10 protein-coding genes, 1 tRNA gene and 1 pseudogene are annotated in these 12,605 nt (G+C 59.2%); 4 read left to right on the top strand and 8 right to left on the bottom strand.

Annotated elements, in window-relative coordinates; translation table 11 throughout:
- Positions 1–62: 62 nt before the first annotated feature.
- The 6 genes and pseudogenes from FFM53_RS07750 to FFM53_RS07725 form a co-directional block, all read right to left on the bottom strand.
- A complete protein-coding gene (locus FFM53_RS07750; RefSeq protein WP_138387917.1) occupies positions 63–887 on the bottom strand; it encodes a hypothetical protein in 825 nt (274 codons plus the stop codon).
- Positions 888–1,078: 191 nt separating this feature from the next.
- A pseudogene (locus tag FFM53_RS07745) lies at positions 1,079–1,357 on the bottom strand (TetR/AcrR family transcriptional regulator); the annotation flags it as partial.
- Between the two features lie 48 nt (positions 1,358–1,405).
- Entirely contained in the window at positions 1,406–2,185 is a 780-nt protein-coding gene (locus FFM53_RS07740; protein ID WP_138387916.1) for an SDR family NAD(P)-dependent oxidoreductase, read from the bottom strand.
- A 211-nt stretch (positions 2,186–2,396) separates the two neighbouring features.
- A complete protein-coding gene (locus FFM53_RS07735) occupies positions 2,397–3,452 on the bottom strand; it encodes a DUF262 domain-containing protein (protein ID WP_138387915.1) in 1,056 nt (351 codons plus the stop codon).
- Positions 3,449–4,249 (bottom strand): FRG domain-containing protein, encoded by an 801-nt coding sequence (locus tag FFM53_RS07730; RefSeq protein ID WP_173883557.1) that lies wholly within the window; start codon positions 4,247–4,249, stop codon positions 3,449–3,451. Before FFM53_RS07730 ends, FFM53_RS07735 begins: the two co-directional genes overlap by 4 nt.
- A 444-nt stretch (positions 4,250–4,693) precedes the next feature.
- Entirely contained in the window at positions 4,694–5,302 is a 609-nt protein-coding gene (locus FFM53_RS07725) for a TetR/AcrR family transcriptional regulator (protein ID WP_138388040.1), read from the bottom strand.
- Positions 5,303–5,413: 111 nt separating this feature from the next.
- Between FFM53_RS07725 and FFM53_RS07720 the strand changes: the two genes are divergently transcribed.
- From FFM53_RS07720 to FFM53_RS07710, 3 genes are all read left to right on the top strand, one after another.
- Positions 5,414–6,100 carry a PspA/IM30 family protein gene (locus FFM53_RS07720; RefSeq protein WP_173883556.1) on the top strand — a complete coding sequence of 229 codons (687 nt, stop codon included), beginning with the start codon at positions 5,414–5,416 and terminating at the stop codon, positions 6,098–6,100.
- 49 nt (positions 6,101–6,149) lie between these two features.
- Complete coding sequence (locus FFM53_RS07715; protein WP_003546080.1) at positions 6,150–6,431, top strand: YiaA/YiaB family inner membrane protein; 282 nt, start codon at positions 6,150–6,152, stop codon at positions 6,429–6,431.
- Positions 6,432–6,523: 92 nt separating this feature from the next.
- Positions 6,524–9,919 (top strand): acyl-[ACP]--phospholipid O-acyltransferase, encoded by a 3,396-nt coding sequence (locus tag FFM53_RS07710; RefSeq protein WP_138387912.1) that lies wholly within the window; start codon positions 6,524–6,526, stop codon positions 9,917–9,919.
- A gap of 363 nt (positions 9,920–10,282) precedes the next feature.
- Here the strand turns inward: FFM53_RS07710 and FFM53_RS07705 are convergent, their stop codons facing one another.
- Complete coding sequence (locus tag FFM53_RS07705) at positions 10,283–10,690, bottom strand: hypothetical protein (protein WP_041935634.1); 408 nt, start codon at positions 10,688–10,690, stop codon at positions 10,283–10,285.
- Positions 10,691–10,951: 261 nt separating this feature from the next.
- Between FFM53_RS07705 and FFM53_RS07700 the strand changes: the two genes are divergently transcribed.
- Positions 10,952–11,028: transfer RNA gene (locus FFM53_RS07700), tRNA-Pro, on the top strand.
- Between the two features lie 244 nt (positions 11,029–11,272).
- Here FFM53_RS07700 and FFM53_RS07695 read toward each other — a convergent pair.
- The gene (locus FFM53_RS07695; RefSeq protein ID WP_138387911.1) at positions 11,273–11,872 is read right to left on the bottom strand and encodes a c-type cytochrome; all 600 of its coding nucleotides are present in this window, start codon (positions 11,870–11,872) and stop codon (positions 11,273–11,275) included.
- Positions 11,873–12,605 lie beyond the last annotated feature (733 nt).

The raw sequence follows: 12,605 nt of genomic DNA, 5'->3' as shown, positions 1-12,605 counted from the left end.
ATACAACAATTCGGCCCTCGGCAAACTTCAACATACAAGGCGTGTTCGACCGACCGCGAGCGCTAGGCGAGCTGAGTCCCACTAAGCGCTTCTGCGGCCTTTAAAATTGCCGCGGCCTTCTGAAGGGTCTGCTCATCACCTTCGGCGCCGTCAAGGTTTTTGCGCAGTTCATCCAGCAGCGCGTTCTCCAATGGTTCAATGAGGTATGGGAAAGACCCGGCTCCGTGGTCATCTATAAATTGGGTATAGCCTGGCAGAACCGCCTTTACGCTATCCAGTAGTGGCTTCGGGTCAGAAAGAATTTGCATGCCCACGCCGGTACGGGTGGCAGCAAGGCCAGCGATGGGCGAGCTAACGGCTATTGCGTGTGCGGAATAAATCGCCCACGCCAACGGCGAGACGAACGGTCGCTCGCGCGTTACCTGCTTCGCAGCCTGATAATCATCAAGCTTGTACATGGTCCAAATTACATCTGCGAACTGCCGGATTTTTTCGCTGTCGGGCTTGCCCAACTCGGCTGCATCGATCAACGCATCCAGCTTAAGGGCCTTCGTCATCTGTGCCACTATTTTGAACGGTCCGTAATCGGAGATGCCCGCCCACAGCGTTTCGATAGCTTCTAGGCGACGTTTGTCGAGTGACATAGATCGGTTTGCCAAACCTGCTAACGCGCCCGAGCGAAGCGCGCTGATTTTTGCATCTTGGGCTCCGAGCGCCTGCTTATATTTCTCTTCCTCTTGCCTGAATTGAGACCGAACCTCTTCAAGCTTCAAGTCTAGCCGATGCTGAACGCCCTTCTCGATAGCCGCTTTGTAATAGGTTCCCCAAATAAACGAGATGAGCGCGACGAAGCCTGAGGATGTAAGAGCCGGGATCCAGTCTGACACGTGCATCGTCCTTCTTATTGAGTGTGAGTTTAGTCGTGTCGCGACAACTCCTGCATCACTATTTGTCACTATTGCGCACGCTCAACTTCTGTTCGAGCGCTCCAACACGATATCAACCGATTTTTCGTAGGTGCTGCGCTCGCGACAGTTGGAGCGTTTTGGGGGGCAGGAAGGCTTTAAACTAGTGCTCATTACCAGGTCGAAGCCGTACGCCACGCGATCGTCAACACCAGGTCATCCACCTCCTGCGCTACGGCAACCCCCAACGAAGCGGCGTTCCAGGCTGATGCTGACGACGCCATGGATGGCGCCGAAGAGGATGCGGGCGCGGATGGCGCGGTCTTCGGGGGCATATCGGGTTGCAGTTCGGCCAGCGGTTCGGCGGTCACGTCCATCAGGAAGAGGTGCTCGTCGAGATGCCATTGCGGCGTCGGGCTGGTTTCCGGCGGGGAGTGGTCGAACATCGCCTTTCAAAGGTTTCGAACGCGGCAACACTCGTAACCGGCCGGCCTTTCGCCCTACGGGCGCTCCGCGAACAGACGAACACCTGTGAGTCTGGCAAGCTTCTCCACTAGCGCATCCTGAAACCCAGTATCGCTAACCTCCGCCGCCGCCTCCCGCCGCTGCCGATGATACCAATAACCGCCGCTGACCTTCGCAGCTTCGCCATCACCTGCCGCAAGCCATGTCTGCGTAAGATGCCCCATCTCCAGGTCATCGGGCGCGCCGGCGCCACCCATCTTGGTCGGTACCCACCCGGGATCCACCGCGTTGCTGAGAACATCCGGCCAATGGCGGGCGAGGGCGGCGGCGAGGGTGGCGATATAGAGCTTGCTTTCCGAGTAGGCCTGGCTGGCGTTCCACGGCCGCTTCTTCCAGTCGATATCGTCAAGGGCGCTGCTGCCGCTGCGGTGCATGCCGCTGCTGAGATAGACCAGGCGATCGGGGCGGGTGATCCAGGCGGTGAGCAGATAGGGGGCAAGCACATTCACCGCCAGCGTCTTGGCGTGGCCTTCCGGCGTTTCGCCCCGGCTCCTCTCGAGGTAGATGCCGGCATTGTGAATGACGGCGTCCATGCGGCCGATAGCGTTGACCTGCTCGGCGATCGAGCGCGTTTCCGTGGCGCGGGCGAGATCGCCGATGACGATGCCGAGCGCCGCGGCCGAAATCTCTGAGATAGCGGCTGCACGCTCCCTGGAGCGGGCATGCAGCACGACGTCATGGCCTTCCTTCATCAGGGTGCGTGCCGCGGCAAGGCCGAGGCCATCGGTGGAACCGGTGATGAAAATACGGCTCATGCTGTCTCCATTCGCGGCGGCGGCGTCAGTCAATCAGCTTTCGTTGGTTTGCTCAACGGAGGAGTTGAGGCATGGGCTCCACCGCGCGCTCCTCCCAGGTGAGGATTCATGGGAATTTACCAATCGGGATATTTAGGTATGTGGAGTAGGGTTGGGGTTTATGAATTTTCCCGACTTGATGAGAATGCAAGGTACTGCTTGCAGGAAGCGTTTAACGCAACGGCCATTGGTTAAAGAACTCTTCTAGTATCTGGATTCGGCCAACATGGCTTTGTTGGTCATTAGTACTTCTATTAAGGGTGTCAAAGCGAGCCAAGGAAGGATTAAGGCTTTCCTCTCCCACATCTTTTTGCATTTCTCGATTCTCTTTACGCTGCACTTCAAAGTCGTTCAGAAACTGTCGCACTCCGAAGCGCTGCTCCTCGGGGATGCCTCGAATAAACCAATAGTAAACCGGAATTATGCCTGCGGACGCGAGTAGAGGGTCACGCGGTATAAAGATCTCAGATATAGCGGTGAGCGTGTCCAAGGCTCTTCGAGCCGCTAGTTCTAGTTTTTCTCTATCTACATCTTGCCGCGCAAACTCGTCCAAGTTTGTTTTCTTGGTAGCTGTAGGCTTTCCAGCGTACTCAAAGAGCAACAGCTTTGCCGCGGCATTGAGGTCTGCTGCGCGCGAGACGCCAAATCTGATATTTTCTATAAAGAAAGCATGAGAGCTTAAGACGCGAATAAGATCCGATACCGGTCCTATTACGGCATTACGGACTTCGGCTCCCGTAAGGGGTTTTGATTTGTTCAAACGAACGAAAATCTCATTAATATCGGCTTCGTCTTCTGCAAAGACGCTCATAATGTCTAGGGATGCGTTCTCAAATTCCTCTGCAACCTTCGGATGCGATCTCCGCAGGTCTCTCAGGCTTAAGCCAGCGATTTTCAAGGACGGATCCTTCTTGAATGAGAAGCTGGGGCCAAGCACGAGCTTATTTTCAAAGAAGTCGAAAATCGCTTCCAAGCGTTGCTTTCCATCGATAATTGCGTACGGAAGCTTGGAGTTGTTGAGCGCTGATTGACCTATCTGAAAATCGGCCAAGTATAACTTGGGTACGTCAAATCCATTTATAATGGAATCGATCAAGAAAGCTTTGTCTTCTACAGACCAAAGCCTACCACGGCGCTGATATGGCGGGTCAAAGTCAATGTCTTCCCGGTGATTGTACCACCACACTAGAGTTTTCGGATTATGCGGAGTTATCCTGAGAATGCTCATTGCGAAAACCCAAAAGATCGCCTTAGTTCAAGCGATAAGCCGTGAAGATCGGGGTAAATTGTTGAGTCGGATATCCCCTTGCGGAAGAGCGAATGCGCAACGGTATCCCGTATGTCCTTATCTATGACGACTTTATGCAGCGTTCCATCGGCAAAGGGATTATCTGAGTAGCTTTTATCCATGGCATCGACGCTTTTTCCGAACAAGGCGAACATTCCTCGTTGCGCCACTATCCGCGGGCTATTGTGAGTGCCGTAAATCATTATCGGAAGATTCTTCCGCTCATCAAGATCCGCTTCGGGGCTATAACTTTTCACTTGCTCACGGTTTGGGTCGAGAATACCTCCATTGAAGGAGATGTCGCTGAGCGCGCCACGGTTCCACAAAATTGGATCGAGCATCCAAAATGCCGCATCATTCTTTGGTTTCCCCGTCTTTGTCCTTTCGGAAGAGGTAAGCGCAAAGTATAATGCGATAAACGGGCTTTCCGTCCAGTCTAGTAACCGGGTAGGTATGCCGTAGTGCTGCATGTAAAACATTCGTTCCCAAACGCTTTTGAAAGCTTGACTTACAAACGGTGGTGAGCGTTGCTCGAATACAGACGAGAGAGCAGTCTCCATCTCATGGATTTTCTCAATTTTCGTATGCTTTGGATGCCGAAATATTGTGGGGGTCAGGGAATGCTCCGCGTTACCAACGCCTCGATACCACGAAGTCTCATGGGCATCTTGGAACGCTTCAACAAGCTGCATCACTTCCGAAAAGCTACCCGGCTTATGAGTAACGATGTCTGGCATCTCGCCCCCGTAAACAATAATGTACTCCCCAGTTACCACAACTCTGGGCATGGGCGGAAGTAGGTACCGAACCCTATACATGCAGCGTTTTCAATCACCTCGGTCTCCAGTTTCTTATGTAGAAATTGCAAATTATTGCGAGGAGATATTTGAGTCCCTTTGCGCAGCCATATCCCCGTGAGTGCGGCTAGTTTAGTGTCCCAAACTAATGCCCGGTAGCGCGAGCAATCTCTCCGCACCAAATGCTCAATTTGGACAGCACAGCTAGCGTACAGAACCTCTATGGTCGCCGATCGTCTGAACGTCCGCAACTGGCGGCGCAAAGCTGCCAAAGCCGCATTGCTATCGGTTGGTGCCATCGGCACGACCCGGACAGTAGTGGGGCAACGTCTGGGATGACGGAATGTGCGCTGACGTTCCAATCAAAAACCGGTGGCCGCCCCATCACCCCCGCCGCCGCTCCGCCCCGGCCGCTATCGTCTGCACCAGTTCATCCACCTCCCGCGCCAGCCGCTCCAGCGGCAGGCCGACGAAGCGGCCTTCGAGGCTGATGCTGACGACGCCGTGCACCGCGCCGAAGAGGGTGCGGGCGCGGATGGCGCGGTCTTCGGGGGGCATGTCGGGTTGCAGTTCGGCCAGCGGTTCGGCGATCACGTCCATCAGGAAGAGGTGCTCGTTAAGATGCCATTGCGGCGTCGGGCTGGTTTCCGGCGGGAAGTGGTCGAACAGCGCCTTCCAGAGGTTCCGGTGCTCGACGGCGAAGCTGAGATATCCCTGCGCCAGGTTGCGCAGCCGGTCGGTCGGCGGCCGGTCCTTGGTTTTATCAAGGGTCAGCCTTGCCTCCAGCGCCTTCAGCGTCGCGGAGTTGACGTGGATGACGAGCTCGGCGAGGTCTGAAAAGACCGTGTAGAGGCCGCCAAGCGCGCAGCCGGCATCCTGGGTGATATCGCGGGCCCGGAGGTTCGCCAGCCCGTCTCTGGCGATCCGCTCGCGCGCCGCCTCGATCAGCCGGGCCTTCAGGTCTTCGCGTTTTTCTTCTCGCCTACCGGCCATTAACCATTCCACTTCGATTTTTTGAACGTCGTTCAAAATTTATCTTGAACGACGTTCATGATTCTGGCATAACACCTCTCGTGAACAACGTTCATAAACCGGAGGAAGGAAATGTTCAAACTGATTTCCATTTTGTTGCGGGGCAGGGCGCATGATGCCGAACAGGCTTTCGCCGATCGTAACGCCGTGCCGCTGCTTTCCCAGCAGATCCGCGATGCCGCCCAATCGATCCAGTCGGCGCGGCGCAGTGTGGCGGTCGCCATCGCCCAGAACGAGCAGGAGAAGGGGCAGCACGCAACGATCGTTGCCCGCATCGCCGATCTCGAGGTTCGCGCTTCCGCGGCACTCACCAAGGGCAATGAGGCTCTCGCCCGCGAGGCGGCCGAGGCGATCGCTTTTCTCGAAGCCGAGCGCGATGCATCGGAAAGGGCGCAGGCCCAGTTCACTCAAGCGATCGACAAGCTGAAGGGCATCGTCCGGGCCTCCGAAGCGCGGCTGCAGGAGTTGCAGCGCGGCGAGCGGCTGGCGCGTGCCACGCAGGAGGCGCAGAAGCTCGATGTCGCAGTCGCCGGTCCAGGCTTTGCGACGCTCGACGATGCCGAGGAGACGCTCGCCCGCCTTCGCCTGCGCCAGAGCCAGAATGAGCTGACGGCCGCCGCCCTGAAGGACATGGAAGGCGCCATCCGCCCGGCCGGCATCATCGAAAAGCTTGCCAATGCCGGCTTCGGCGCGCCGCTGCGCTCATCCGCCGATGATGTGCTGGCGCGGCTGAAGAGCCGCATCACGCCTGCTGCCTGAAATCGCATCCATCCAACCATTCATCCATCGAACCATAGGGACCACTGATATGAACGACAGTTTCCAGAAACATTCCGCGAGCTGGGTCAGCTTCTCCTACATCTCCTTCGGCTCGGCCGCCTTCATGCTGGCGCTCGGCCTCTACATGATGCCGCTCGATCTCTGGGGCAAAGGCTATCTCGCCATGGGCATTCTGATGCTGGTACAGACCACGGTGAACATCACCAAGACGCTGCGCGATAACGCCGAATCCGAGAAGCTGATCCGCAAGGTCGAGGATGCCCGCACGGAGAAACTCCTGGTCAAGTTCAATCGTAACGATGAAGATTGATCTTGGTTAACCACAGCGCAGAGTTGTTACCGCATTCAACTTTTGCGTAACAACTCTGTGGCCTTCTCTGCCAGTCGAAAGAGGGACCCGCCGTGCAACACAATCTGATGACCTCAAGGAAATTCGCGCCGCTGTTCTGGACCCAGTTCCTGACGGCCTTCAACGACAATTTCCTCAAGAACACCCTGGTGTTCCTCATTCTCTTCAAGATGTCGGCCAGTGAAGGTGCCGCCCTGGTGACGCTTGCCGGCGTCATCCTCATCGTGCCCTTCCTGCTGCTCTCTGCACTCGGCGGCGAACTCGCCGACAAGCACGACAAGGCGAAGATCGCCGAGCTGTTGAAACGCTGCGAGATCGCGGTCGCCGCCCTTGCCGTCGTCGGTCTCGCGTTTTCGTCCATCTTCGTGCTGATGGCGGCGCTGTTCGGCTTCGGTGTTGTCTCGGCCCTGTTCGGGCCGATCAAATACGGCATCCTGCCCGATCATCTCGAACGCCGCGACCTGCCGAAGGCCAATGCCTGGATCGAGGGCGGCACCTTCATCGCCATCCTTTCCGGCACGATCATCGCCGCGCTCGCCTTTTCCAGCGGCGATAATGTGCTGCTCTTCGGCACGATGATGATGGGGCTTTCGGTGCTTTGCTGGCTCGCCAGCCGGATGATCCCGCCCACCGGCTCCAAGGCGCCGGATCTTCAGATCGACCGCAATGTCATCCGCTCCAGCTACACCCTCGTCATGGAAATCCGCGAGGACAAACGCCTGTGGCGTTCGGCGCTGATGAATTGCTGGTTCTGGCTGGTCGGCGCCTTCGTTCTCTCCATCCTGCCGACTATGGTCACCGAGCTGCTCGGCGGCTCCGAGCTCGTCGTGCCGGCCTATCTCACCGTCTTTGCCATCGCCGTCGCCGTCGGCTCGGCGATTGCCGCCTGGATGTCGTCTGGCCGCATCGTGCTGCTGCCGGCCCCGGTCGGCACCGCGCTGCTTGGCCTCTTCAGCCTCGATCTCGCCTGGAATCTCTGGGGCTTGGCTTCGGTGAGCCACGCAACGACGATTGCCGGTTTCTTTGCCGGTGAAAATACCATCCGCGTCGCCATCGATCTCGCCGGCATGGCGATAGCAGGCGCCTTCATCGCCGTGCCGACCTTCGCCGCGCTGCAGACCTGGGCGCATGAGGACCGCCGCGCCCGCGTCATCGGTGCCGCCAATGTGCTGTCGGCCCTGTTCATCACCGTCGGCCTCGGCCTCGTTGCCGTCGTCCAGGCGCTCGGCGCCTCCATCCCTCAAATCCTGATCGGCCTCGGCGTGATCAATTTCGCCGTTGCCTGGCTGATGCTGAAGACGCTGCCGACCAATCCCTTCCGCGATTTCATCTCGATCCTGTTCCGCGCCTTCATGCGGCTGGAGGTCGAGGGGCTGGAGAATATCAAGAAGGCCGGCCGCGCGCCGATCATCGCGCTCAACCATGTCAGCCTGCTCGATGGCGCCCTGGCGCTTGCCATCACCGAGGAAGAGCCCACCTTTGCCGTCGATTACAAGATCGCCCAGGCCTGGTGGGTGCGGCCCTTCCTGAAGATGTGCAAATTCCTGCCGCTCGACCCGACAAAACCGATGGCGACGCGTTCGCTGATCAAGGTGGTGCAGGACGGCAACCCGATCGGCATCTTCCCCGAGGGCCGCCTGACGGTGACCGGCACGCTGATGAAGGTCTATGACGGTGCCGCCATGGTCGCCGACAAGACCGGCTCGATGGTCGTGCCGGTCAGGATCGACGGGCTGGAGAAGAGCTATCTCTCCTATCTCGATAACGGCAAGATCCGCCGCCGGCTGTTCCCCAAGGTCAAGGTCACCATTCTCGAACCGGTGAAGCTGGAAGTACCGCCGGAGCTGAAAGGCCGCAAGCGCCGTACGGCGGCGGGTGCAGCACTTTATCAGGTCATGTCGAACCTGCTGTTCCAGACCGCCGATACCTCGTCCACCGTGCTCGACCGCGTCATTCAGGCAGGCCATGAATTCGGCACGAAAAAGCTTGCCGTCGAAGATCCGGTCACCGGCCGGCTGACCTATGGCAAGCTCTTGACCGGGGCTGCCGTGCTCGGCGCCAAATTCCGCACGCTGTTTCCGGAAACCAACCTCGGCGTCATGCTGCCGAATGCCAATGGCGCCGCCGCCACTCTTCTCGGCGTGATGAGCGCGGGCAAGGTGCCGGCGATGCTGAACTTCACCGCGGGTGCCGCCAATATCCTCTCCGCCTGCAAGGCCGCCGAAGTCAGGCATGTGCTGACTTCGCGCGCCTTCGTCACCCAGGCGAAGCTCGGGCCCGTGATCGAGGAGATGGAAAAGCAGGTGAAGATCGTCTGGCTCGATGATCTCAGGGCCGAAATCTCACTCAAGGACAAGATCCTTGGGTATCTCCGCAAGGCGCGGCCGCTGGTCAAGCGTAAGCCGGATGATCCGGCCGTGATCCTCTTCACCTCGGGGTCCGAGGGCACGCCGAAGGGCGTGGTGCTCACCCACCGCAACATCCTGTCGAATGCCGCCCAGGCCGCCGCCCGCATCGATTTCCACAGCGGCGACAAGGTGTTCAACATCCTGCCGGTGTTCCATTCCTTCGGGCTGACGGCCGGCACCGTGCTGCCGCTGATATCAGGCGTGCCGGTCTATTTCTATCCGTCGCCGCTGCATTACCGCATCGTGCCGGAGCTGATCTATGCCTCCAACGCCACGATCATCTTCGGCACCGACACCTTCCTCAACGGCTATTCGAGGACGGCGCATCCCTACGACTTCCGCTCGATCCGCTATATCTTCTCCGGCGCCGAGCCGGTGAAGGCCGCAACCCGCCAGACCTATATGGAAAAGTTCGGCCTGCGCATCCTCGAAGGTTACGGCGTCACCGAGACCGCGCCTGTCATTTCGATCAACACGCCGATGTACAACAAGTCGGGCACGGTCGGCAAAATCCTGCCGGGCATGGAATGGAAACTCGAACCGGTGCCCGGCATCGATGAGGGCGGCAGGTTGCATGTGCGCGGCGCCAATGTCATGGCAGGGTACCTGCGCGCCGAAAAGCCCGGCGTGCTCGAGCCGCTCGCCGACGGCTGGCACGACACCGGCGACATCGTCACCATCGACGAGGACGGTTTCGTCAAGATCCGCGGCCGCGCCAAACGCTTCGCCAAGATTGGCGGCGAAATGATCTCGCTCGCCGCCGTCGAGACGCTCGCCGCCGAACTCTGGCCGGGTGCCCTCTCGGTCGTCTCCTCGCTGCCCGACGCCAAGAAGGGCGAACGCCTGGTGCTCCTGACCGACGCCCCCACCGCCACCCGCGCCGAATTCCTCGCCTTCGCCAAATCCAAGGGCGCCATGGACATGATGGTCCCGGCCGAGGTCAATATCGGCAAGGTGCCGGTACTCGGCTCCGGCAAGGTGGATTTCGTCGCGGCGCGGAAGCTGGCGGAAGCTGCGGTGCAGGGGGAAGTGGCGGCGTGAGGACGTAGGGTTCGGGGTGCGTGTGGCACCCCCCTCTGCCCTGCCGGGCATCTCCCCCACAAGGGGGGAGATTGGCTGGGCGCACTGGCTTCCCCAAACAACTGGTGTCACAGCACGGCGAAACGGTAGATGGGTAGGAAGTTAAGCCACTTGTGATCTCCCCACCTGTGGGGGAGATGCCCGGCAGGGCAGAGGGGGGTATCCACGTAACGCCCTGGCTATTCCGGCAGCGAGAGGCAAGCGTGGATCGAGAGGTCGCGGCATGGTCCCTTCTCCCCGCAGGCGGGGAGAAGGTGGCGGCAGCCGGATGAGGGGCTGCCCTCGGCACCGAGCAACAATGGCCCCGTGCCGACAAACCGTCCGTTACTTCTGTTCCGGCGCCAGGAACTCTGCGCAATAGGACGGACCGTCGACGCCGGGGATGTCGGCGACGGTGCGGATGTCGCGGATCGTGTAATCGGAGCTGGTGGTGATTTCGGCCTGGCAGCGCAGATAGGCGGTGCGGGCCGACGCGATCTGCTTGCCGCGCTTGCCGTCGGCGCCTTCGGCATATTTCGCCGGAATGCGCACGGTCTTGTAGCCGCCGCGCCAGGTATAGACGGTGGTCGAGCCTTGCTCGCTGTCGCTGATCGGCGGGCCGTAGGCGGCAAAGAAGATGCCGGCCGATTTGCCGACCCAGCGGGCCTCGATCGGATTGCCGGCGGAAGGAATGGTCGTGCATCCGGCAAGCGCAATTGCAAGCCCGGCCGCGGTCATGGTGCGGAAATTCATCGTGTCGTCCCTGATCTCAAGCGCATGGTTGCGAAGCCGCCCTCGTGAGTGGTTTCGCCTGTCCCGTCTGCCCTTTAGCGCGGAACCCGGCAAAAGAAAATTGCTCTCAAGAGACTTCCGTTCGATTTGCGGCAGGTGTGGCTTTTTGCTGCAGGCGCCACCGTCCGAGCCTGTCACAACCCCGTCAAAATTTCCGCCGGCTTTTTGGAATTTGGTGCTTGTGCAACCAGATAGGCTGTTCTATAGAAGCGCCGCTGGTCACGGAGTGTAGCGCAGTCTGGTAGCGCACCACGTTCGGGACGTGGGGGTCGAGTGTTCGAATCACTCCACTCCGACCAGCTAGAAACCCCGCTCCGGCGGGGTTTTTCGTTTGTGTCGCTGCTATGTCGATTTTTGCCCGGCAACGATTGATCATGACCTTCAATTCCACGACAAGGTCGATGAATTGGCTCCTGGGCTATCGCTCCACCATATCGGCGGACACGATGCTTAGTTCGTGGGCAAAGAGGTGCCGATCGCCGTAACGCAGTGATCGCTATTTCGGCGGCCCTATTCGGTGGATCGCCGACCCCGAACTGATCGTCAGAGGCCGGCAAGATAGTGAGCCATGGCAGCGATGTCGTCGGCCGAAAAATTGCGCACCAAGGCCGTCATGCGGGGCATGTGCGGGCGCTTGTTATCGTGAAAGTCGGAGAGGGTTTTGATCAGGTAGTCCAGCTTCTGATTTGCGACGCGCGGCGTGTTGGCGTATCCGACGAAACCCTCCCGGTGGCACGAGGTGCACTTCTTCCCGGCGTCGAGCGCTTGGAAACGGGTAATGCTCGCTGCGTCGGCCGGCTCGCGGTAGGCGGGCCAGGGCAGTGCGGAGAAGTAGGCCGCAAGCGCCTTCATGTCGTCGTCGGAAAGATTCTTCGCGATCCGGCCCATGAGGTCGTCGGTGCGCGCTCCATTGCGATATTCCTGCAAAGCTATCAGCAAAGAGGACTCGTGCTGGCCGGCGATGATCGGCGTGTTCTTAACAGTCGGCAGACCTTTCCTACCGTGACACATCTGGCAAAGCTTGGCCTGTTGGGAGATTGCCGCTGGCGGTGGCGCAGCATTGTTCTGCGCTCCAGCCGGCAGCGGACCGAGGGCCACGAGAGCGGCGATGACGAACGGAGCGAGCGCGCTGCTGCAGGGCATGCGAGGCCTCCAGATCGGGGCTTGTGATGCTGATCTTATCAGGAGATGCAACCATTGGCGAGCGGACCCCCGTCGCCTCCATCCGATTATGGCTGCGTTTTTATGAGTTCACGCCCTAGTTGACTTGGAGTCTTGTGGCATTTGCGACATAAGTCCGGGCTTTTTGCGGACATGACCAGCCGCAAAAGTCTGAATATATGGGAGGCCACCAACGAAAGGCTGGACCGTGACCTTGCTCCAACTCGCCTATCTCATGATTGCCTTATCCTACGTCGTCGCCGTCATCGCGCTGGCGGGCGGGCATTGACTCGCTGCCATGGCGCCACACCCCAAATTGCGAATTTTGCGGACGTGAAAAATTTGCTGCCGCGCCGATCTATCCGCCGGGTCGGCGCCGGCCGGGTAGGGGCCATCGAATGGAACCAACTGCGGTCATTGCCGTTGTAAGCTAGGGAGTCCCACCATGAGCAACGCCCGTCAGGTGCAAACGAGATGGTGATGGTCCTCCCAGGAGAACGCACATGGATCTCACAACCCTTCTCATCATCGTTGTGATACTTCTTTTGCTAGGCGGCGGCGGCTGGTACGGCCGGGGACGCTGGTATTAAACGACGGTCGACGTGGCACGCATCACTGGGTTGACGAGCGCTCCGGCTAACTGAGCGCGGCGGGACGGCGCCATTGGCATTGGCCGCCAGTTCAGGCTGCCTCCCTCTCAGTGTCTTCATCAACT

Source organism: Rhizobium indicum, assembly GCF_005862305.2.
Lineage (GTDB): Bacteria > Pseudomonadota > Alphaproteobacteria > Rhizobiales > Rhizobiaceae > Rhizobium > Rhizobium indicum.
The sequence above is the reverse complement of the archived record's forward strand: the minus strand, read 5'-3'. Positions and strand labels throughout refer to the sequence as shown.

Excerpts from the sequence above, each read along its gene's own strand:
- FFM53_RS07715 (WP_003546080.1), top strand. The coding sequence starts at position 6,150 with ATGAACGACAGTTTCCAGAAACATTCCGCGAGCTGGGTCAGCTTCTCC.
- FFM53_RS07725 (WP_138388040.1), bottom strand. The coding sequence starts at position 5,302 with ATGGCCGGTAGGCGAGAAGAAAAACGCGAAGACCTGAAGGCCCGGCTG.
- FFM53_RS07695 (WP_138387911.1), bottom strand. The coding sequence starts at position 11,872 with ATGCCCTGCAGCAGCGCGCTCGCTCCGTTCGTCATCGCCGCTCTCGTG.
- FFM53_RS07735 (WP_138387915.1), bottom strand. The coding sequence starts at position 3,452 with ATGAGCATTCTCAGGATAACTCCGCATAATCCGAAAACTCTAGTGTGG.
- FFM53_RS07730 (WP_173883557.1), bottom strand. The coding sequence starts at position 4,249 with ATGCCAGACATCGTTACTCATAAGCCGGGTAGCTTTTCGGAAGTGATG.
- FFM53_RS07705 (WP_041935634.1), bottom strand. The coding sequence starts at position 10,690 with ATGAATTTCCGCACCATGACCGCGGCCGGGCTTGCAATTGCGCTTGCC.
- FFM53_RS07740 (WP_138387916.1), bottom strand. The coding sequence starts at position 2,185 with ATGAGCCGTATTTTCATCACCGGTTCCACCGATGGCCTCGGCCTTGCC.
- FFM53_RS07720 (WP_173883556.1), top strand. The coding sequence starts at position 5,414 with ATGTTCAAACTGATTTCCATTTTGTTGCGGGGCAGGGCGCATGATGCC.